The 21,242-nt window shown below is 70.4% G+C and carries 20 protein-coding genes; 18 read left to right on the top strand and 2 right to left on the bottom strand.

Going from position 1 to position 21,242, the window contains the following annotated elements; translation table 11 throughout:
• Positions 1–51 precede the first annotated feature (51 nt).
• The 3 genes from ACIPTO_RS26725 (at position 52) to rpsD (ending at position 3,040) form a co-directional block, all read left to right on the top strand.
• On the top strand, positions 52–708 hold the full coding sequence (locus ACIPTO_RS26725; RefSeq protein ID WP_366323135.1) for a vitamin K epoxide reductase family protein: 657 nt from the start codon (positions 52–54) through the stop codon (positions 706–708).
• A gap of 47 nt (positions 709–755) precedes the next feature.
• Positions 756–2,111 (top strand): replication-associated recombination protein A, encoded by a 1,356-nt coding sequence (locus ACIPTO_RS26720; RefSeq protein ID WP_401196236.1) that lies wholly within the window; start codon positions 756–758, stop codon positions 2,109–2,111.
• Positions 2,112–2,425: 314 nt separating this feature from the next.
• Positions 2,426–3,040, top strand: a complete 615-nt coding sequence (gene rpsD, locus ACIPTO_RS26715; protein WP_019066381.1) for a 30S ribosomal protein S4 — start codon at positions 2,426–2,428, stop codon at positions 3,038–3,040.
• Between the two features lie 30 nt (positions 3,041–3,070).
• Here the strand turns inward: rpsD and ACIPTO_RS26710 are convergent, their stop codons facing one another.
• Positions 3,071–5,239 (bottom strand): ATP-binding protein, encoded by a 2,169-nt coding sequence (locus ACIPTO_RS26710; RefSeq protein ID WP_401196234.1) that lies wholly within the window; start codon positions 5,237–5,239, stop codon positions 3,071–3,073.
• A gap of 206 nt (positions 5,240–5,445) precedes the next feature.
• Between ACIPTO_RS26710 and ACIPTO_RS26705 the strand changes: the two genes are divergently transcribed.
• The 13 genes from ACIPTO_RS26705 to nusB all read left to right on the top strand — a co-directional run bounded on the left by ACIPTO_RS26705 (position 5,446) and on the right by nusB (position 18,636).
• Entirely contained in the window at positions 5,446–5,892 is a 447-nt protein-coding gene (locus tag ACIPTO_RS26705; protein WP_266766959.1) for a DUF948 domain-containing protein, read from the top strand.
• Positions 5,893–5,899: 7 nt separating this feature from the next.
• Entirely contained in the window at positions 5,900–6,250 is a 351-nt protein-coding gene (locus ACIPTO_RS26700; RefSeq protein WP_401196232.1) for a hypothetical protein, read from the top strand.
• Positions 6,250–8,922 carry an alanine--tRNA ligase gene (gene alaS, locus ACIPTO_RS26695; protein ID WP_401196229.1) on the top strand — a complete coding sequence of 891 codons (2,673 nt, stop codon included), beginning with the start codon at positions 6,250–6,252 and terminating at the stop codon, positions 8,920–8,922. Before ACIPTO_RS26700 ends, alaS begins: the two co-directional genes overlap by 1 nt.
• A 15-nt stretch (positions 8,923–8,937) precedes the next feature.
• Complete coding sequence (gene ruvX / locus ACIPTO_RS26690; protein ID WP_366323144.1) at positions 8,938–9,402, top strand: Holliday junction resolvase RuvX; 465 nt, start codon at positions 8,938–8,940, stop codon at positions 9,400–9,402.
• Positions 9,403–9,524: 122 nt separating this feature from the next.
• On the top strand, positions 9,525–11,294 hold the full coding sequence (mltG, locus tag ACIPTO_RS26685; RefSeq protein ID WP_401196227.1) for an endolytic transglycosylase MltG: 1,770 nt from the start codon (positions 9,525–9,527) through the stop codon (positions 11,292–11,294).
• On the top strand, positions 11,275–12,114 hold the full coding sequence (locus ACIPTO_RS26680; RefSeq protein WP_401196224.1) for a shikimate dehydrogenase: 840 nt from the start codon (positions 11,275–11,277) through the stop codon (positions 12,112–12,114). The genes mltG and ACIPTO_RS26680 overlap by 20 nt, the downstream gene beginning before the upstream one ends.
• 217 nt (positions 12,115–12,331) lie before the next feature.
• Positions 12,332–13,516: a chorismate synthase gene (gene aroC, locus ACIPTO_RS26675; protein ID WP_401196221.1), complete on the top strand. Its 1,185-nt coding sequence runs from the start codon at positions 12,332–12,334 to the stop codon at positions 13,514–13,516.
• Positions 13,513–14,031 (top strand): shikimate kinase, encoded by a 519-nt coding sequence (locus tag ACIPTO_RS26670; RefSeq protein ID WP_366323152.1) that lies wholly within the window; start codon positions 13,513–13,515, stop codon positions 14,029–14,031. The genes aroC and ACIPTO_RS26670 overlap by 4 nt, the downstream gene beginning before the upstream one ends.
• Positions 14,028–15,119 (top strand): 3-dehydroquinate synthase, encoded by a 1,092-nt coding sequence (gene aroB, locus ACIPTO_RS26665; protein WP_352180424.1) that lies wholly within the window; start codon positions 14,028–14,030, stop codon positions 15,117–15,119. The genes ACIPTO_RS26670 and aroB overlap by 4 nt, the downstream gene beginning before the upstream one ends.
• A gap of 195 nt (positions 15,120–15,314) precedes the next feature.
• Positions 15,315–16,151 carry a Pro-rich N-terminal domain-containing protein gene (locus ACIPTO_RS26660; RefSeq protein WP_366323154.1) on the top strand — a complete coding sequence of 279 codons (837 nt, stop codon included), beginning with the start codon at positions 15,315–15,317 and terminating at the stop codon, positions 16,149–16,151.
• Positions 16,152–16,463: 312 nt separating this feature from the next.
• Positions 16,464–17,570 carry a M24 family metallopeptidase gene (locus tag ACIPTO_RS26655; protein WP_401196217.1) on the top strand — a complete coding sequence of 369 codons (1,107 nt, stop codon included), beginning with the start codon at positions 16,464–16,466 and terminating at the stop codon, positions 17,568–17,570.
• 62 nt (positions 17,571–17,632) lie between these two features.
• Entirely contained in the window at positions 17,633–18,199 is a 567-nt protein-coding gene (efp, locus tag ACIPTO_RS26650; protein WP_366323158.1) for an elongation factor P, read from the top strand.
• A gap of 2 nt (positions 18,200–18,201) precedes the next feature.
• Complete coding sequence (gene nusB / locus ACIPTO_RS26645; RefSeq protein ID WP_366323160.1) at positions 18,202–18,636, top strand: transcription antitermination factor NusB; 435 nt, start codon at positions 18,202–18,204, stop codon at positions 18,634–18,636.
• A gap of 204 nt (positions 18,637–18,840) precedes the next feature.
• On the opposite strand, the gene bldD is transcribed toward nusB, so the two are convergent.
• Positions 18,841–19,341 (bottom strand): transcriptional regulator BldD, encoded by a 501-nt coding sequence (bldD, locus tag ACIPTO_RS26640; protein WP_003956405.1) that lies wholly within the window; start codon positions 19,339–19,341, stop codon positions 18,841–18,843.
• 252 nt (positions 19,342–19,593) lie between these two features.
• Between bldD and pyrR the strand changes: the two genes are divergently transcribed.
• Both pyrR and ACIPTO_RS26630 read left to right on the top strand, forming a co-directional pair.
• Positions 19,594–20,175, top strand: coding sequence for a bifunctional pyr operon transcriptional regulator/uracil phosphoribosyltransferase PyrR (gene pyrR, locus ACIPTO_RS26635; protein WP_401196214.1), 582 nt, complete (start codon positions 19,594–19,596; stop codon positions 20,173–20,175).
• Positions 20,176–20,263: 88 nt separating this feature from the next.
• A complete protein-coding gene (locus ACIPTO_RS26630; RefSeq protein WP_266766947.1) occupies positions 20,264–21,241 on the top strand; it encodes an aspartate carbamoyltransferase catalytic subunit in 978 nt (325 codons plus the stop codon).
• Position 21,242 lies beyond the last annotated feature (1 nt).

Below are 21,242 nucleotides of genomic sequence, written 5' to 3'. Positions count from 1 at the left end.
ACAATGGCCGTGCCCGAAGAAGGTCCAACTCTCAAGTGACGGATCGGCGTGATGAGCAAGACGACAGTGAAGGACGTCTCCACCGACTCCGAGCCGGAGCACACGGCCGGCGAGCCGCGCGCGGTGGGCAGCAGCCGCGCCTTCGCCGTGCTGATGGTGATCACCGGAGCGGCCGGTCTGCTCGCCGCCTGGGTCATCACGATCGACAAGTTCAAGATCCTCCAGGGCAAGGTCGACGGCAAGACCTTCACCCCGAGCTGCAGCATCAACCCGATCGTGTCCTGCGGCAGCGTCATGGAGAGCAAGCAGGCCGCGGCCTTCGGCTTCCCCAACCCGATGCTCGGCCTGGTCTGCTACGGCATCGTCATCTGCGTCGGCATGAGCCTGCTGACCCGGGTGAGGTTCCCGCGCTGGTACTGGCTGACCTTCAACTTCGGCACGCTCTTCGGGGTCGGCTTCGTCACCTGGCTCCAGTTCCAGTCGCTGTACCGGATCAACGCCCTGTGCCTGTGGTGCTCGCTGGCCTGGGTCGCCACGATCACGATGTTCTGGTACGTCACGTCGTTCAACATCCGCAACGACTTCCTGAAGGCCCCGCGCCCGGTCAAGAACTTCCTGGGCGAGTTCACCTGGGTCCTCCCGGTCACCCACGTCGGCATCATCGCCATGCTGATCCTGACCCGCTGGGGCACCCAGCTCTGGGCCTGACCCCGGCCCCGACGGGATTGTCAGTGGCGTGACATAGGGTTTTGGACGTGGAGCCCGACCTTTTCACCGCCGCCGCGGAAGAACGCCAGGAGAAGGACCCGTCCAGCAGTCCCCTGGCGGTGCGGATGCGCCCGCGCACCCTCGACGAGGTGGTGGGCCAGCAACACCTGCTGAAGCCGGGCTCGCCCCTGCGCAGGCTGGTCGGCGAGGGCGCGGGCGGCCCCGCCGGACCCTCCTCGGTGATCCTCTGGGGCCCGCCGGGCACCGGCAAGACGACCCTCGCGTATGTCGTCTCCAAGGCGACCAACAAGCGGTTCGTGGAGCTGTCCGCGATCACCGCGGGCGTCAAGGAGGTCCGCGCGGTCATCGACGGCGCCCGCCGCGCCACCGGAGGCTTCGGCAAGGAGACCGTCCTCTTCCTCGACGAGATCCACCGCTTCAGCAAGGCCCAGCAGGACTCCCTCCTCCCGGCCGTCGAGAACCGCTGGGTGACCCTGATCGCGGCCACCACGGAGAACCCGTACTTCTCGGTGATCTCCCCGCTCCTGTCCCGCTCACTCCTCCTCACCCTCGAACCCCTCACGGACGACGACCTGCGCGCCCTGCTCCGCCGCGCCCTGAGCGAGGACCGCGGCCTGAAGAGTGCGGTCACCCTCCCCGAGGACAGCGAGAACCACCTGCTGCGCATCGCCGGCGGCGACGCCCGCCGCGCGCTGACCGCCCTGGAGGCCGCCGCCGGAGCCGCCCTCGACAAGGGCGAGCCGGACATCACCCTCCAGACCCTGGAGGAGACCGTCGACCGCGCGGCGGTGAAGTACGACCGTGACGGCGACCAGCACTACGACGTGGCCAGCGCCCTCATCAAGTCCGTCCGCGGCTCCGACGTCGACGCGGCCCTGCACTACCTGGCCCGCATGATCGAGGCGGGCGAGGACCCCCGCTTCATCGCCCGCCGCCTGATGATCTCGGCGAGCGAGGACATCGGCCTGGCCGACCCGAACGCACTGCCGATCGCCGTCGCCGCCGCCCAGGCCGTGGCGATGATCGGCTTCCCGGAGGCCGCCCTCACCCTCAGCCACGCCACCATCGCCCTCGCCCTGGCACCCAAGTCGAACGCGGCGACGACCGCGATCGGCGCCGCCATGGAGGACGTACGCAAGGGGCACGCGGGCCCGGTGCCGATGCATCTGCGGGACGGGCACTACAAGGGCGCGGCCAAGCTCGGGCACGCGCAGGGGTACGTGTACCCGCACGACCTGCCGGAGGGCATCGCCGAGCAGCAGTACGCCCCGGAGGAGCTGAAGGACCGCGAGTACTACGCACCCACCCGTCACGGGGCGGAGGCGCGGTACGCGGACGCCGTGGAGTGGACCAGACAGCACCTTGGTCGCAAGCGGTCCTGAGCAGCCTGTAGAATCCCTCGAAGCGCTGTGTCCCGTGCAGTCAGAACGGGACGGTCAGCCGGAGCATGTCGGAGGACCCCGTCCTCGGACCGACTCCAGGAGCGTCGCGCACCGTTCGAATGGTGTCGCGGGCAGCCCACCACCACTCGTCTCAGGACGGGACCGGTCGGTGGGCCACTCGCGTGCTGCACGTAGTGCCCAGTTCAGGGGAGCGGCTGCCCACCAGATCCCGTAAGGGACCCGGCGGGTTTCCCCGGCTGCGGATGCGACCTCTCTCACCACCCTGACAAGCCGATAACCAGGAAAGAGACATCGTGGCGAACCAGTCCCGCCCCAAGGTCAAGAAGTCGCGTGCCCTCGGCATCGCGCTGACCCCGAAGGCCGTCAAGTACTTCGAGGCCCGTCCCTACCCGCCGGGTGAGCACGGTCGTGGCCGCAAGCAGAACTCGGACTACAAGGTCCGTCTGCTGGAGAAGCAGCGTCTGCGCGCGCAGTACGACGTGTCCGAGCGCCAGCTCGTCCGCGCCTACGAGCGTGCCTCCAAGGTCCAGGGCAAGACCGGTGAGGCCCTGATCATCGAGCTGGAGCGTCGTCTCGACGCGCTGGTCCTTCGTTCGGGCATCGCCCGCACGATCTACCAGGCCCGCCAGATGGTCGTCCACGGCCACATCGAGGTCAACGGCCAGAAGGTCGACAAGCCGTCCTTCCGCGTCAAGCCGGACGACGTCGTCATGGTCCGCGAGCGCAGCCGCAGCAAGACCCTGTTCGAGGTCTCCCGCGCCGGTGGCTTCGCCCCCGACGGCGAGACCCCGCGCTACCTCCAGGTGAACCTCGGCGCCCTGGCGTTCCGCCTGGACCGCGAGCCGAACCGCAAGGAGATCCCGGTCATCTGCGACGAGCAGCTCGTCGTCGAGTACTACGCCCGCTGATCACCTCACGGACGTAGCACCGGCTCCGCGTCAGCCCGTCGCCTCCCCGCCCTTCCAGGTGGGGGAGGCGGCGGGCTTTCGCATGTCCACGATCGCGGCCGTCCGCCGCAGCGGAACGCGCGGCGCCCGCGGAGCACCGGGCGGCCGCTCCTGCCCGAGCGCCCGGGCCACGGCCGCCTCCCGGCCGAGCCGGGCACCCTCCTGTACGCACTCGTCGTAGCGCGTGTCCCCGAGGCGTTCGCGGGCCATCGCCTCGCACAGTTCGTGCGGCGCGTTGTAGTACGCCGAGCCGAACAGCGGCAGCCCCACCGAGGGCCACATCCCGGCGGCGGCTCCCTGGAGCAGTGCGGCCTCGGCCGCGTCGCCCTCCGCCGCGGTGACGAGGGCCAGCAGTTCGACCGCGAGCACCGACCCCAGCAGATCACGGAAGCCGTGGGTGCTGCCCAGGCAGTCCGCCAACAGGTCGCGGGCGAGGACGAGTTCGCCGTCGCTCCAGGCGACGTAGGCCAGGACGTACAGCGCGTAGGCGCGGGTCCAGCGCTCGCCGTGGTCCTCGCAGACCCGCCGGACGTCCTCGCACAGCTTCACCGCGTCGGCCAGGTCGCCCTGGAACGCGCGGGTCATCGCCAGCTCGACCTGGCCCATCAGCACGTTGCTGTTCAGCTCGCCGATCTGCTGATAGCGGTCCAGGGCCGAGCGCAGCAGGGTCTCCGCGCGCGCCATGTCGTCGGTGACCAGGGCCAGACAGCCGGTGCGGTGCTCGGCGTAGGCCACCGCCGTGGGGTTGGCGGCCTGGTCCGCCTCCTCGCGGCACTCCTGGAGCGCGGCCAGCGCGGGCACGGTGTCCCCCTGGAGGATCGCCACATAGCCGAGCACCCACAGGGCCTTCAGCCGTGACTGGTCGTTGGCCGTGTCCTCCGCGTCCAGCTGCACGGCCTGCTCCAGCCAGTGCCGGCCCTCCGCGAGGCGACCGCAGCCCGCCCAGTAGAACCAGAGGGAGCCCGCGAGGTACTGGCCCAGATGCGTCTCGTCCGGCTCGGTCAGGCAGTACTCCAGGGCGCCGCGCAGATTCGGCAGCTCCGCCTCCACGCGCGCGGCGACCTCGCCCTGGCGCGGTGAGAACCAGTCCAGCTCGCACCAGGTGGCCAGGCCGAGATACCAGTCCCGGTGTCTGCGCCGCAGCCGGGGCGCGTCCCCGGTCGCCTCCAGCCAGTCGGCGCCGTAGGCCCGGATCGTGTCGAGCATGCGGTAGCGGACGCCCGCCGGTGTCTCGTCGCGGACCACCAGGGACTGGGCGAGGAGTTCGGAGAGCACGTCGAGGACGCCCTCCGAGGTCAGGCCGTCGCCGCCGCACACGTACTCGGCGGCCTCCAGGTCGAAGCGTCCGGCGAACACCGAGAGGCGTGCCCACAGCAGCCGTTCCTCGGGCGTGCACAGCTCGTGGCTCCAGCCGATCGCCGTGCGCAGTGTCTGGTGCCGGGGCAGCGCGTCCCGCCGTCCGCCGGCCAGCAGCCGGAACCGGTCGTCGAACCGCGCGAGCAGCTCCCCGGGCGTCAGCGCCCGCAGCCGTCCCGCCGCCAGCTCGACCGCGAGGGGAATCCCGTCCAGCCGTCGGCACAGCTCCCGTACGCCCGGCTCGTCGGCCAGGGTGACGCCCTGCTGCGCGGCCCGGTCGGCGAACAGCTCCAGCGCCTCGTCCTCGCCGAGCGGGGCCACCGCGACGATCCGTTCACCGGCCAGCTCCAGCGGCCGCCGCCCCACCGCGAGCACCCGCAGCCCCGGCACCCGCCCGAGCAGTTCGGCCACCAGCTCCGCGCACACGTCCACCAGATGCTCGAACCCGTCGAGCACCAGGAGGAGTCGGCGCTCCGCCAGATGCGCGAAGAGCGCCTCACGCGGCAGCCGCGCGGTGTGGTCCGTCAGCCCGAGTGCCTCCACGACCGCGAAGTCCACGAGTTCCGGGTCGCGCACCGGTGCCAGCTCCACCCGCCAGACGCCGTCCGGGGGAGCGGACCGGGGCGCCGCACGGGCCGCGAGCCGCGACTTGCCGACCCCGCCGGGTCCGGTCACCGTGACCAGGCGCGAGGCGTCGAGTGCCCGTGCCAGGTCGGCGAGTTCGGCGGACCGGCCCACGAACCGGTCGGGTTCGAGAGGCAGATTGCCGTCCGCGGTGGCGTCGTCGCCCTGGGAAGGTCGCATGGAACACGGAGCGTACTGAACCGTGTTCAGTCCGTACAATCGCTTCGCCCGACTCCGGTGTGCGCGGAGCGGTAATGCGGTACGGACCGCCGCCCCCGGCGCGATAGGCTCGGCAGCGGTTATCCACAGGTGTTCACGGGGTGTCGCGCACGGCGCGATAGGCTCGGGACGAGTCATCAACAGGTGTTTACGAGAGCGGGTGTCAGGTGTCCGGTGGAGAGGTGGCCGGGATCCTGGTGGCCGTCTTCTGGGCGATCCTGGTCTCCTTCCTCGCCGTCGCACTGGTGAGGGTGGCCCAGACGCTCAAGGCGACCACCAAGCTGGTCGCGGACGTGACCGATCAGGCGGTGCCGCTGCTGGCGGACGCCTCCGCGGCGGTGCGCTCCGCGCAGACCCAGATCGACCGGGTCGACGCGATCGCCACCGACGTCCAGGAAGTCACGTCGAACGCCTCCGCACTGTCCACCACCGTCGCCTCCACCTTCGGCGGCCCGCTCGTCAAGGTCGCGGCCTTCGGCTACGGCGTCCGCCGGGCCCTCGGCGGCCGTCGCGAGGACGTCCCCGCACCCGCCGGCACCTCCCGGCGCACGGTGATCGTGGGCCGTACCGTCCCGGCCGGACGACGCGGCAAGCGCACCCGGAAGAAGGACTGACCGAGCGATGTTCCGCCGTACGTTCTGGTTCGGCACGGGCGTAGCCGCCGGTGTCTGGGCGACCACCAAGGTCAATCGCAAGCTGAAGCAGCTGACCCCCGAGCACCTCGCCGTCTCCGCGGCCAACAAGGCGCTCGAAGCGGGCCACAAGCTCAAGGACAGCGCGGTGCACTTCGCGCTCGACGTCCGTGCGGGCATGGTCCAGCGCGAGGCCGAACTCGGCGACGCGCTGGGGATCAACGCCCCGGTCGACCCCGAACTCCCCGCCGCCCGGCGGTATCCCGCGATCGAGAACCGCACTGACCCGAAGTCCGTCGACAGGACGACGTACTCGTACAACCGGAATGAGGACCACTGATGGAGTCGGCTGAAATCCGCCGCCGCTGGCTGAGCTTCTACGAGGAGCGCGGCCACACCGTCGTTCCCTCGGCGTCGCTCATCGCGGACGACCCGACTCTGCTCCTGGTCCCCGCCGGCATGGTTCCCTTCAAGCCGTACTTCCTCGGCGAGGTCAAGCCGCCGTGGCCGCGCGCCACCAGCGTGCAGAAGTGCGTGCGCACGCCGGACATCGAAGAAGTCGGCAAGACCACCCGCCACGGCACGTTCTTCCAGATGTGCGGCAACTTCTCCTTCGGCGACTACTTCAAGGAAGGCGCGATCACCTACGCCTGGGAGCTGCTGACCTCGCCCCAGGACAAGGGTGGTTACGGCCTCGACCCCGAGCGCCTGTGGATCACGGTCTACCTCGACGACGACGAGGCCGAGACCATCTGGCGCGACAAGATCGGCGTCCCCTCCGAGCGCATCCAGCGCCTCGGCAAGAAGGACAACTACTGGTCGATGGGCGTCCCCGGCCCCTGCGGCCCGTGCTCCGAGATCAACTACGACCGCGGCCCCGAGTTCGGCGTCGAGGGCGGCCCCGCCGTCAACGACGAGCGGTACGTGGAGATCTGGAACCTCGTCTTCATGCAGTACGAGCGGGGCGAGGGCATCGGCAAGGAGGACTTCGAGATCCTCGGCGAGCTGCCCAGCAAGAACATCGACACGGGCCTCGGCCTCGAGCGCCTCGCGATGATCCTGCAAGGTGTGCAGAACATGTACGAGATCGACACCTCCATGGCCGTCATCAAGAAGGCCACCGAGCTGACCGGTGTCGAGTACGGCGACTCGCACGAGTCGGACGTCTCCCTGCGCGTGGTCACCGACCACATGCGCACGTCCGTGATGCTCATCGGCGACGGCGTCACCCCCGGCAACGAGGGCCGCGGTTACGTCCTGCGCCGCATCATGCGCCGCGCCATCCGCAACATGCGCCTTCTCGGCGCCACGGGCCTGGTCGTCCAGGACCTCATCGACACGGTCATCGCGATGATGGGCCAGCAGTACCCCGAGCTCGTCACCGACCGCCGGCGCATCGAGACCGTCGCCCTCGCAGAGGAGGCCGCCTTCGTCAAGACGCTGAAGGCCGGCACCAACATCCTCGACACCGCCATCGCCGACACCAAGCAGTCGGGCGGCAAGGTCCTCGCCGGCGACAAGGCGTTCCTGCTCCACGACACCTGGGGCTTCCCGATCGACCTCACCCTCGAAATGGCCGCCGAACAGGGCCTGTCCGTGGACGAGGACGGCTTCCGCCGCCTGATGAAGCAGCAGCGCGACCAGGCCAAGGCCGACGCGCAGGCCAAGAAGACCGGCCACGCGGGCGTGGGCGCCTACCGCGAGATCGCCGACAAGGCCGGCGAGACCGACTTCATCGGGTACTCGGACACCCAGGGCGAGTCCACCATCGTCGGCATCCTCGTCGACGGCGTCTCCTCCCCGGCCGCGACCGAGGGCGACGAGGTCGAGATCGTCCTCGACCGCACCCCCTTCTACGCCGAGGGCGGCGGCCAGATCGGCGACACCGGCCGGATCAAGGTCGACTCCGGTGCCGTGATCGAGATCCGCGACTGCCAGAAGCCGGTCCCCGGGGTCTACGTCCACAAGGGCGTCGTCCAGTTCGGCGAGGTCACCGTCGGCGCCAAGGCCGAGGCCGCGATCGACATCCGCCGCCGTACCGCCATCGCCCGCGCGCACTCTGCCACCCACCTCACCCACCAGGCGCTGCGTGACGCCCTCGGCCCGACGGCCGCGCAGGCCGGTTCCGAGAACCAGCCGGGCCGTTTCCGCTTCGACTTCGGATCGCCCTCGGCGGTTCCCACCGCCGTGATGACCGACGTCGAGCAGAAGATCAACGAGGTGCTCGCCCGCGACCTGGACGTGCACGCCGAGATCCTCAGCCTCGACGAGGCCAAGAAGCAGGGCGCCATCGCCGAGTTCGGCGAGAAGTACGGCGAGCGGGTCCGGGTCGTCACCATCGGCGACTTCTCCAAGGAGCTGTGCGGCGGCACCCACGTCCACAACACCTCCCAGCTCGGCCTGGTCAAGCTGCTCGGCGAGTCGTCGATCGGGTCCGGAGTGCGCCGTATCGAAGCGCTCGTCGGAGTCGACGCCTACAACTTCCTCGCCCGGGAGCACACGGTCGTCGCCCAGCTCCAGGAGTTGATCAAGGGGCGCCCGGAGGAGCTGCCGGAGAAGGTCTCCGCGATGCTCGGCAAGCTGAAGGACGCCGAGAAGGAGATCGAGAAGTTCCGCGCCGAGAAGGTGCTCCAGGCCGCGGCCGGTCTCGTCGAGTCCGCCAAGGACGTGCACGGCGTCGCCGTCGTCACCGGTCAGGTCCCGGACGGCACCAGCCCCGACGACCTGCGCAAGCTGGTCCTGGACGTGCGCGGCCGGATCCAGGGCGGCCGGGCCGCCGTGGTCGCGCTGTTCACGATCGGCAATGGCAAGCCGCTCACCGTCATCGCCACCAACGAGGCCGCCCGCGAGCGCGGGCTCAAGGCCGGCGACCTGGTCCGTGCCGCCGCCAAGACCCTCGGCGGCGGCGGTGGTGGCAAGCCGGACGTGGCCCAGGGCGGTGGCCAGAACCCGGCCGCCGTCGGTGAGGCCGTCGACACCGTCGAGCGCCTCGTCGCCGACACGGCCAAGTAAGAAACGGCCGCGAACATGCGAAGAGGACGTCGACTCGCGATCGACGTCGGGGACGCCCGGATCGGGGTCGCCTCCTGCGACCCCGACGGGATCCTCGCCACTCCCGTCGAGACCGTCCCCGGCCGCGACATCCCGGCGGCGCACCGCCGGCTGAAGCAAATCGCCGAGGAGTACGAACCGATCGAAGTCGTCGTCGGCCTCCCCCGCTCCCTGAAAGGGGGCGAGGGTCCGGCCGCCGCCAAGGTCAGGGCCTTCGCGCAGGAGCTGGCCAAGGGGATCGCGCCGGTGCCGGTCAGGTTGTTGGACGAGCGGATGACCACGGTGACGGCCAGTCAGGGACTGCGCGCCTCAGGGGTGAAGTCCAAGAAGGGCCGATCGGTCATCGACCAGGCGGCAGCTGTCATCATTCTGCAGCAGGCCTTGGAATCCGAACGGGTGTCAGGTAAAGCACCCGGCGAGGGCGTCGAAGTGGTCATCTGATCGCGATACGGTAACGTTCCGCGCGATGCGATGGTGTTCGAACAGCCATGGCACAGCAAGAGGCGGGACGGGAGCCGGGGCCGCAAGCGCCGCGACCGCCGCCTCGCGGCTCTAGGGGATCGATGACTGAGTATGGCCGGGGCCCAGGCTCCGAACCGTGGCATCCGGAGGACCCGTTGTTCGGGGACATCGGATGGGAAGGACAGCAGGCCCAGGTCGGCCAGCCGTCCTCCTACGGCGGCCAGCCGCAGCACTACCCGGACCAGCCGCAGCAGCCGCAGTACGGCGACTGGGGCCACGGCCAGCAGGCCGACTACGGTCACGCGCAGCAGCAGTACCAGGTCTACGACGAACAGGGCCACCCCCAGCAGTACCCCGGCCAGCAGCAGTGGGCCGACCAGCAGCAGTACGCCGATCAGAGCCATCAGCAGTACGCCGGTCAGCAGCAGCAGTACCAGCAGGGCGGCTGGGACGGCACCGGCGCGCCCGCGCAGGTTCCGTACGCCGCGGACCCCAACGACCCGTACGCGCAGCAGGCCGCCGCCTACGGCGAACAGCAGCCCGATTTCTACGGCACGCCCGACGCGTTCCCCCCGCCGGAGCCGCCGGGCAGACGGCGCACCGAGCCGGAACCGGAGAAGACCGACTGGGACCCGGGACCCGATCAGGGCGAACACGCGTTCTTCGCGGGCGGCGACGACGATGACGACGACACCGACGATCCGGACGACGGACGCGGTCGCGGTGACCGGCGGGGCAAGGGCGGCAAAGGCGGCCAGGGCAGCAAAGGCAAGGACAAAGGCGGCAAGGAGCGGAAGCGCCGCAACGGCTGCGCCTGCCTGGTCGTCGTCATGGTGTTCGGCGGCGGTCTGGCCGGAGTCGGCTATTTCGGCTGGCAGTTCTACCAGAACCGTTTCGGCTCGGCGCCGGACTACACGGGCGACGGCACCGGCTCGGTGAGTGTCTCCATCCCCAAGGGGGCGGGCGGCTACACCATCGGCCAGGAGCTGAAGAAACAGGGCGTCGTGAAGAGCGTCGACGCGTTCGTCGCCGCCCAGTCCCAGAACCCCGACGGCAAGAAGATCCAGGCCGGCGTCTTCCTGCTCAAGAAGGGAATGTCCGCCGCGAGCGCCGTCAAGCTGATGCTCGACCCCAAGAGTCAGGACAACCTGATCGTCCCCACGGGCTGGCGGAACGCCAAGATCTACGCGGCGATCGACAAGAAACTCCAGGTTTCCGACGGCACCACCAAGGCCGTCGCGAAGAAGGAGTACGCATCGCTCGGGCTGCCCAGCTGGGCGAACAGCAACAAGGAGATCAAGGACCCGCTGGAGGGCTTCCTCTACCCCGGCACCTACGGCGCCGCAAAGGGCATGAAACCCGAGACGATCCTCAAGCAGATGGTCTCCCAGGCCACCGACAAATACGGTGCGATCGACCTTGAGGCGAAAGCCAAGGCGCTCAATCTGGAGAACCCGCTCCAGCTCATCACGGTCGCGAGCCTCGTCCAGGCCGAGGGGAAGACGCACGACGACTTCCGTAAAATGGCCGAAGTGGTCTACAACCGACTCAAGACCACGAACACCGAGACAAACCGCTACCTGCAGTTCGACTCGACCTTCAATTACCTGAAGGGCGAGAGCAACATCCACATCAGCGAGTCCGAGATCAACAGCAACAAGGACCCGTACAACACCTATACGCAGAAGGGCCTTCCGCCCGGCCCCATCGACAACCCGGGCGACGAGGCACTCGCCGCCGCGCTGAATCCGACGCATGACGGCTGGATCTACTTCGTGGCGACCGACGGCGAGAACAAGACCGAATTCGCCAAGACGTACGCCGAATTCCAGTCACTCAAGGACAAGTTCAATGCCAACTCGGGCAACTGACGCCCGCCGGGCCGCCGTGCTCGGTTCCCCGATCGCCCACTCCCTCTCCCCGGTGCTGCACCGCGCGGCCTACGAGGAGCTGGGACTGGGCGGCTGGTCGTACGACCGCTTCGACGTGGACGAGGCGGCCCTGCCCGGGTTCTTCGCGGACCTGGGCCCGGAGTGGGCGGGCCTGTCGCTGACGATGCCTCTGAAGCGCGCGGTCATACCCCTGCTGGACGAGATCAGCGAGACGGCGTCGTCCGTCGACGCGGTCAACACCGTCGTCCTCACCGAGGACGGCCGCCGCACCGGCGACAACACCGACATCCCCGGCATGGTCGCCGCCCTGCGCGAACACGGCATCGAACAGGTCGACTCCGCCGCGATCCTCGGCGCCGGCGCCACCGCCTCCTCCGCCCTCGCCGCCCTCGCCCGCGTCTGCACCGGCGAGGTCGTCGCCTACGTCCGCAGCGCGGCCCGTGCCGCCGAGATGCGCGAATGGGGCGAACGACTGGACGTGGACGTACGCACCGCGGACTGGGCCGACGCGGCCGAGGGCCTGCGCGCCCCGCTGGTCGTCGCGACCACCCCCGCCGGCGCCACGGACACCCTCTCCGCCGCCGTACCGGAACGCCCCACCACCCTCTTCGACGTCCTCTACGACCCCTGGCCCACCGACCTCGCGGCCCGCTGGTCGGCCTACGGCGGCGCGGTGGTCAGCGGCCTCGACCTCCTGGTCCACCAGGCGGTGCTCCAGGTGGAGCGGATGACGGGCTGCCCGTCGGCGCCGGTGGACGTGATGCGGCGGGCGGGGGAGAAGGCACTCGCCGACCGTTGACGCGATCCGGCCGGGCACATGGCCCGCACTGCCGGACCGCTGACGTGGGCCCGGGACGGGGCGGGCGTCCGTTCCCTGGACCATGGACCAGGTCCGTGCGCCGGACGTGGGAGGATCGGAGGCGGCGGGCCAGGGCCGCGCACCCGGTTTCGCCGTCGTCGTACGCGAGGACGTGCGTACGCAGGGCAGTACCAGGGCGCGAGCATGAGGAGCACCGTTGAGCAGGTTGCGCTGGCTGACCGCGGGGGAGTCCCACGGTCCCGCACTCGTGGCGACGCTGGAGGGCCTTCCCGCCGGCGTGCCGATCACCACGGACATGGTGGCGGACCACCTGGCCCGGCGCCGGCTCGGCTATGGACGTGGCGCGCGCATGAAGTTCGAGCGCGACGAGGTCACCTTCCTCGGCGGTGTCCGGCACGGCCTCACCCTCGGTTCGCCGGTCGCCATCATGGTCGGCAACACCGAGTGGCCCAAGTGGGAGCAGGTCATGGCCGCCGACCCGGTCGACCCGGAGATCCTGGCCGGACTCGCCCGCAACGCCCCGCTGACCCGCCCGCGCCCCGGCCACGCCGACCTCGCCGGTATGCAGAAGTACGGCTTCGACGAGGCCCGCCCGATCCTGGAGCGCGCGTCGGCGAGGGAGACCGCGGCCCGGGTCGCGCTCGGCGCCGTCGCCCGCTCGTACCTCAAGGAGACGGCCGGGATCGAGATCGTCTCGCACGTCGTCGAACTGGCCTCCGCGAAGGCCTCGCAGGGCGTCCTGCCCACGCCGGACGACGTCGAGAGGCTGGACGCCGACCCCGTGCGCTGCCTGGACGCCGACGCGTCGAAGGCAATGGTCGCGGAGATCGACCAGGCCCACAAGGACGGCGACACCCTGGGCGGTGTGGTCGAGATCCTGGCCTACGGCGTCCCCGTGGGCCTCGGCTCGCACGTGCACTGGGACCGCAAGCTGGACGCCCGGCTCGCCGGTGCCCTCATGGGCATCCAGGCGATCAAGGGCGTCGAGATCGGCGACGGCTTCGAGCTGGCGCGGGTGCCCGGCTCGCAGGCGCACGACGAGATCGTCAGCACCGATGAGGGCATCCGCCGGGTGTCGGGCCGCTCCGGTGGCACCGAGGGCGGGCTGAGTACCGGTGAGCTGCTGCGCGTACGTGCCGCGATGAAGCCCATCGCGACCGTGCCGCGCGCCCTGCAGACCGTCGACGTGGCCACCGGTGAGGCCACCCAGGCCCACCACCAGCGCTCCGACGTCTCCGCGGTCCCGGCCGCCGGCATCGTCGCCGAGGCGATGGTCGCCCTCGTCCTCGCGGACGCCGTGGCGGAGAAGTTCGGCGGCGACTCGGTGCCGGAGACCCGCCGGAACGTCCGCTCGTACCTCGAGAACCTGGCCATCCGGTGACCGCGGCCCCGCTGGTCGTCCTGGTCGGTCCCATGGGCGTCGGCAAGTCCACCGTCGGGCAGCAGCTCGCCGAGCGGCTCGGTGTCGCCTACCGGGACACCGACGACGACATCGTGGCCTCCGAGGGCCGCACCATCGCCGAGATCTTCGTCGACGAGGGCGAGCCCGTCTTCCGCGCGATCGAGAAGCGCGCCGTGCACCAGGCACTCGCCGGGCACGACGGCGTCCTCGCGCTCGGCGGCGGCTCGATCCTCGACGAGGACACGCGCGCCCTGCTCGCCGGACACCGGGTCGTCTACCTCTCCATGGACGTGGAGGAGGCCGTCAGGCGCACCGGCCTGAACGCGGCCCGCCCGCTGCTCGCCATCAACCCCCGCAAGCAGTGGCGCGAACTGATGGAAGCCAGGCGTCACTTGTACGCCGAGGTCGCGCGGGCCGTCGTACCCACGGACGGCCGCACCCCCGAGGACGTCACCCAAGCCGTCCTGGACGCACTGGAGTTGAAGGAAGCATGAGCGAGTCAGTGACGCGGATCCAGGTCGGCGGCACGGCGGGCAGCGACCCGTACGAGGTCCTGGTGGGCCGCCAACTCCTGGGCGAACTGGGCGGGTTGATCGGCGACCGGGCCAAGCGGGTCGCCATCATCCACCCCGAGGCGCTGGACGAGACGGGTGAGGCGCTGCGCGCCGACCTGGCCGGGCAGGGCTTCGAGGCCGTCGCCATCCAGGTGCCGAACGCGGAGGAGGCCAAGACCGCCGAGGTCGCCGCCTACTGCTGGAAGGCGCTGGGCCAGTCCGGCTTCACCCGCTCCGACGTCATCGTCGGTGTCGGCGGCGGCTCCACCACCGACCTGGCCGGGTTCGTCGCCGCGACCTGGCTGCGCGGGGTCCGGTGGATCGCCGTACCGACGACCGTGCTCGCCATGGTCGACGCGGCCGTTGGTGGCAAGACCGGCATCAACACCGCCGAGGGCAAGAACCTCGTCGGCTCCTTCCACCCGCCGGCCGGCGTCCTCTGCGACCTCGCCGCGCTGGACTCCCTCCCGGTCAACGACTACGTCTCCGGGCTCGCCGAGATCATCAAGGCCGGTTTCATCGCCGACCCGGTGATCCTCGAACTCATCGAGTCCGACCCGGAGTCCGCCCGCACCCCGGCCGGACCGCACACCGCCGAACTCATCGAACGCTCCATCAAGGTCAAGGCCGAGGTCGTCTCCGCCGACCTCAAGGAGTCGGGCCTGCGCGAGATCCTGAACTACGGCCACACCCTCGCGCACGCCATCGAGAAGAACGAGCGGTACAAGTGGCGGCACGGCGCCGCGGTGGCCGTCGGCATGCACTTCGCGGCCGAACTGGGCCGTCTCGCGGGCCGGCTGGACGACGCGACGGCGGACCGGCACCGTACGGTCCTCGCCTCGGTCGGCCTGCCGCTCAGCTACCGGTACGACCAGTGGCCCAAGCTGCTGGAGACCATGAAGGTCGACAAGAAGTCCCGCGGCGACCTGCTGCGGTTCATCGTCCTCGACGGCCTCGCCAAGCCGACGGTGCTGGAAGGGCCCGACCCGGCCGTTCTCCTCGCCGCGTACGGCGAAGTGGGCGAGTAAGTACCGGACTGAACCTTCCGCCCGAATCGCCTTGTGCCGACGGGCACTTCGGCCCCTCCCCGGCCGTTCACCAAATGGCGGCCGGGGAAGGTACCGTTCGGTAGGGAGCGGGCTCGGGTCCGCCGCCAGCGCCCATTGCCTTCTGCGAGTGAGCCGGAGGGACGCGCCGGAAAAGACGAGACGGAGTGGCACCGGATGCAGGACGCAGTGGGGTCTCCGCTGCCGCCGCCCCACCAGCCGGGGCAGGGACCGACCACCGGTTGGTCCCCGGCCGGACAACAGTCCGGGCCGCCCCACCCGGGCCCGGCCCCCGTGCCGCCCCCGCCGCCGGCCCCGGGCTTCGCGCCCGGCCCGCCGCTGCCGCACGCGGTGCCCCGGCACGCCCCGGACACCACCGGCCACATCCAGCTCCCGCCGGGCGGCCCCGTGCCCATGCCCAGCACACCACCGGCCCAGGCCACGGCCGACCCGACCTCGACGACCCTCGCGGTGCTGCTCATCGGCCCCGCCGGCGCGGGCAAGACGAGCGTCGCGAAGTACTGGGCGGACCATCGCCGGGTCCCCACGGCCCACATCAGCCTCGACGACGTCCGCGAATGGGTCCGCTCCGGCTTCGCCGACCCGCAGTCCGGCTGGAACGACCACTCCGAGGCCCAGTACCGCCTGGCCCGCCGCACCTGTGGCTTCGCCGCCCGCAACTTCCTCGCCAACGGCATCTCGTGCATCCTCGACGACGCGGTCTTCCCCGACCGCCCGGTCGTCGGCCTCGGTGGCTGGAAGCGGCACGTGGGCCCCGGCCTCCTCCCGGTCGTCCTCCTCCCCGGCCTGGAGATCGTCCTGGAACGCAACGCGGAGCGCTCCGGCAACCGCCGCCTCACCGACGAGGAGGTCGCCCGCATCCACGGCCGCATGGCCGGCTGGTACGGCTCGGGCCTCCCGATCATCGACAACTCCCAAATGGACGTCCCACAAACAGCCCAGGTCCTGAACGACGTCCTGGCCCGCTCCATAGCAAGCCCCCCGAACTGGTAACCACGGGCCGAGCCGACCCACCCCAGGGGCGCGAGGAACGGCGCGACAAGCCCCCACCGATCCCGCACTCGGCACTCGACCGATCCCGCGCCCCCATCCCCCCGAACTGGCAAGTCACGGGCCGAGCCGACCCACCCCAGGGGCGCGGGGAACTGCGCGACAAGCCCCCACCGAACCCGCACCCGGCACACAACCGATCCCGCCTCGGGCACTCAACCGATCCCGCCCGGCGCAGCCGATCCCGCCCCCCCCGTCCCCCGAACGGCACTCTCCCAACCGGCACAATCCAGCCACCCCTCCTACGCTCATCTCATGTCAGAGGTCTACGCAGCCCGCCGAGCCAGGCTGAGAGAACGAGCGCAAGCCGCAGGCAGCCAGTCCGCCCTGGTCACCCGCCCGGCCAACGTGCGCTACCTGGCGGGCCCGGCCCCGCAGGGCACCGTCCTGCTCCTGGGCAGACGCGAGGACCTCCTCGTCTGCGCCGTCCCCCCGGAGGACCGCCCCGCGGACGCCCGCCCCGACGAATCCCTCCGCATCCACGAACTCGCGGCCCCCGCCGCCGACCCGGCTGTGGCGGCGGCAGACCTCGCGGCGGCCCAGGGCGCGGAATCCATGGCCGTGGAAGAACACCACCTCACCGTGGCCCGCCACCGGGCCCTCCTCTCGGTCGCCCCCACGCTCCGCCTCACCGACATCGGCGGCGCGGTCGAACAGCTGCGGGTCGTCAAGGACGAGGAGGAGATCTCCTGTCTGCGCATCGGCGCCGAGATCGCCGACCAGGCCCTCGGCGAGCTGCTGGAGTCGATCCTCGTCGGCCGCACCGAACGCCATCTCGCCCTCGAGCTGGAGCGACGGCTCGTCGACCACGGCGCCGACGGCCCCGCCTTCGCGACCTCCGTCGCCACCGGCCCGCACGCGGGCAGACGCGGCCACCGGCCGACCGACCGCCGGGTCGAGGAAGGAGATTTCCTCTCCGTCTGCCTCGGCGCCGACTACCGCGGCTACCGCTGCGAGATCGGCCGTACGTTCGTCATCGGGACCTCGCCCGCCGACTGGCAGATCGATCTCTACGACCTCGTCTTCGCCGCCCAGCGCGCCGCGAGGGAGTCCCTGACCCCCGGCGTCGCCTACCGCGATGTCGACCGCGCGGCCCGTCAGGTGCTGGACTCCGCAGGGCATTCCGAGGGCCTCGCACCCCTCACCGGCCACGGTGTCGGACTCGAAATCGACGAGGACCCGCAGTTGGCCCCCGCGGCCATGGGTAAACTGGACGCTTGCGTGCCGGTCACCGTCGAACCGGGGGTCCACCTCCCGGGCCGGGGCGGTGTCCGGATCGATGACACGCTCGTCGTACGCCCTGAGGCGGACGGCGGACCCGAGCTACTCACCATCACGACCAAGGAGCTGCTCGCGCTCTAGCTTTTCCGAGCTGTGCGCGTGTCCCCGGGGTCGTCCACGTCAGTCCAGGAGATTCCGCAACCGTGGCTTCCACGAACGACCTCAAGAACGGCCTGGTGCTCAAGCTCGACGGGGGCCAGCTCTGGTCCGTCGTCGAGTTCCAGCACGTCAAGCCCGGCAAGGGCCCTGCCTTCGTGCGCACCAAGCTCAAGAACGTGCTCTCCGGCAAGGTCGTCGACAAGACGTTCAACGCCGGCGTCAAGGTCGAGACGGCCACTGTCGACAAGCGCGACATGCAGTTCTCGTACATGGACGGCGACTACTTCGTCTTCATGGACATGGAGACCTACGACCAGCTCATGGTCGACCGCAAGGCCGTCGGCGACGCCGCCAACTTCCTGATCGAGGGCTTCACCGCCACGGTCGCCCAGCACGAGGGCGAGGTGCTCTTCGTCGAGCTGCCGGCCGCCGTCGAGCTGGTCGTCCAGGAGACCGAGCCCGGCGTCCAGGGCGACCGCTCCACCGGTGGCACCAAGCCCGCCACTCTGGAGACCGGCCACCAGATCCAGGTCCCGCTCTTCATCACCACCGGTGAGAAGATCAAGGTCGACACCCGCTCCAGCGACTACCTCGGCCGGGTGAACAGCTAACCGTGGCTGCCCGCAATACGGCCCGCAAGCGCGCCTTCCAGATCCTCTTCGAGGGCGACCAGCGCGGTGTCGGCGTCCAGACCGTCCTCGCGGACTGGATCCGGCTCTCCCGGGACGACACCCGGCAGCCGCCGGTCAGCGAGTACACGATGCAACTGGTCGAGGGGTACGCCGAGCACGCGCGCCGTATCGACGAGCTGATCGCGCAGTACTCGGTGGGCTGGACGCTCGACCGCATGCCCGTGGTGGACCGCAACATCCTGCGCCTCGGCGCCTACGAGCTGATCTGGGCCGACGAGACGCCGGACGCCGTGGTCCTCGACGAGATGGTGCAGCTGGCCAAGGAGTTCTCGACGGACGAGTCGCCCTCGTTCGTCAACGGCCTGCTGGGCCGGTTCAAGGACCTGAAGCCCACGCTGCGCCGGGACGAGGCGTAAGGCAGGACGCGAGAGCGATACGCGAGCGACACGCCGGAGGGCCCGCAGCGACACCGCTGCGGGCCCTCCGGCGTTCCGCCGCGCCCGTGGAGGACTCATGGGGTCCGTGAGGCTCCTGAGGCCCGCAGAAAGCCGCCGGGGTGGCCGGAACCGTGAAGTTCCGGCCACCCCGGCGGCACGTTTCTGCTCAGGCAGGGAGCGGGCTCAGCTCTCCTCGTGGGAGACCGCGCGCCGCGCGTCGGCGTCCAGCACGCCCCAGCTGATCAGCTGCTCGGTGAGGACCGAGGGCGACTGGTCGTAGATGACGGCGAGTGTGCGCAGGTCGTCCTGGCGGATCGAGAGCACCTTGCCGTTGTAGTCACCGCGCTGGGACTGGATCGTCGCCGCGTAGCGCTGCAGCGGGCCGGCCTTCTCGGCGGGCACGTGGGCCAGTCGCTCCAGGTCGAGGACCAGCTTCGGCGGCGGCTCGGCGGCCCCGCCCGGCGTGGTGCCCGGCAGCAGCTCCTGCACCGGAACCCCGTAGAAGTCCGCCAGCTCGGCGAGGCGCTGCACGGTGACGGCACGGTCGCCGCGCTCGTACGACCCGACCACGACCGCCTTCCAGCGTCCCTGGGACTTCTCCTCGACACCGTGGAGGGAAAGGCCCTGCTGGGTGCGGATGGCCCGGAGCTTGGCCCCGAGCTGTTTGGCGTATTCGCTGGACATATAGCTCCCGGACACTGTGTCGACGCGGCTGCAGTGTTTCCGCGCCGCGCGGCTGGTAACTCACTGTGAGGTTACGCAGCGTTACGCTCCCGCGTCAAGCCGAATGGTCCGCACCGGCTCTTCCTCGGCGGCCCCGGCCGATTACTCCACAGGGGTGATCAGGGACGTCACCCCGGCCTGCTACCGTGGACGGCGCAAATCCGACGTCCTTTAAGGTCCGTCCCGTGAGGCGGAGAAGGAGGTCCGTTTCTTATGGACACCCAGCAGTACGAGTCCGATGCCCGGCCGGTTCTCGAAGCCCCCGACATCGCGCGGGTCCTGACCCGCATCGCCCACGAGATCGTCGAGCGCGCCAAGGGCGCCGACGACGTGGTGCTCCTCGGCATTCCGACCCGGGGCGTCTTCCTCGCCCAGCGGCTCGCCGTCAAGCTCCAGGAGATCACCGACCGCAAGATCCCGGTCGGCTCCCTCGACATCACCATGTACCGCGACGACCTGCGCATGCACCCGCCGCGCGCGCTGGCCCGCACCGACATCCCCGGTGACGGCATCGACGGCCGCCTGGTCGTCCTCGTCGACGACGTGCTCTTCTCCGGCCGCACCATCCGCGCCGCCCTCGACGCCCTGAACGACATCGGGCGTCCCCGCGCGGTGCAGCTCGCGGTGCTGGTCGACAGAGGCCACCGCGAACTGCCCATCCGCGCCGACTACGTCGGCAAGAACCTCCCCACGTCGCTGCGGGAGACGGTCAAGGTCCAGCTCGCCGAGGAGGACGGTCGCGACACCGTGCTGCTCGGTGCGAAGCGGACCTCCTCGGGCGAACAGCAGCAATAGCACGCGCGCGTACGGCCCTGTCCGTACGACCGCGCCCCCGTGCGCCCGGATTCTCCCCGAACCTGAACTGCCTTACGGAGCCTGACAGATGCAGCGTCATCTCATCTCGGCCGCCGACCTCACCCGCGACGACGCCGTCCTGATCCTCGACACCGCCGAGGAGATGGCCAGGGTCGCCGACCGGCCGATCAAGAAACTGCCGACCCTGCGCGGCCGTACCGTCGTGAACCTCTTCTTCGAGGACTCCACGCGTACGCGTATCTCCTTCGAAGCCGCCGAGAAGCGCCTCTCCGCCGACGTCATCAACTTCACCGCCAAGGGGTCGAGCGTCTCCAAGGGCGAGTCCCTGAAGGACACCGCGCAGACCCTGGAGGCCATGGGCGTCGACGCGGTGGTCATCCGGCACGGGGCCTCCGGGGCGCCGTACCGGCTCGCCACCTCCGGGTGGATCGACGCGGCCGTCATCAACGCCGGCGACGGCACCCACCAGCACCCGACGCAGGCGCTGCTCGACGCGTTCACCATGCGGCGCCGGCTCGTCGGCCGGGACACCGGGATCGGGCGGGACCTGGCCGGCAAGCGGATCACGCTGGTCGGCGACATCCTGCACAGCCGGGTCGCCCGCTCGAACGTCGACCTGCTGCACACCCTCGGCGCCGAGGTCACCCTCGTCGCCCCGCCGACCCTGGTGCCGGTCGGCGTCGAGTCCTGGCCCTGCGAGGTCTCCTACGACCTCGACAGCACGCTCTCCAAGTCCGACGCGGTGATGCTGCTGCGCGTGCAGCGCGAGCGCATGAACGCGGCGTTCTTCCCGACCGAGCGCGAGTACTCGCGGCGCTACGGCCTGGACGGCGAGCGGATGGCGAAGATGCCCGAGCACGCGATCGTGATGCACCCGGGGCCGATGGTCCGGGGCATGGAGATCACCGCCGAGGTCGCCGACTCGGACCGCTGCACCGTCGTCGAGCAGGTCGCAAACGGAGTCTCCATCCGGATGGCCGTGCTCTATCTGCTTCTGGGCGGCAACGAACCCGCCGTCAGCCACGCCCGCATCGAGGAGAAGTAAG

Origin of the sequence: Streptomyces sp. NPDC090083, assembly GCF_044747445.1 — a bacterium.
Classification (GTDB): domain Bacteria; phylum Actinomycetota; class Actinomycetes; order Streptomycetales; family Streptomycetaceae; genus Streptomyces.
Note: the sequence above shows the minus strand (reverse complement) of the source record. Positions and strands in the feature narration are given on the sequence as shown.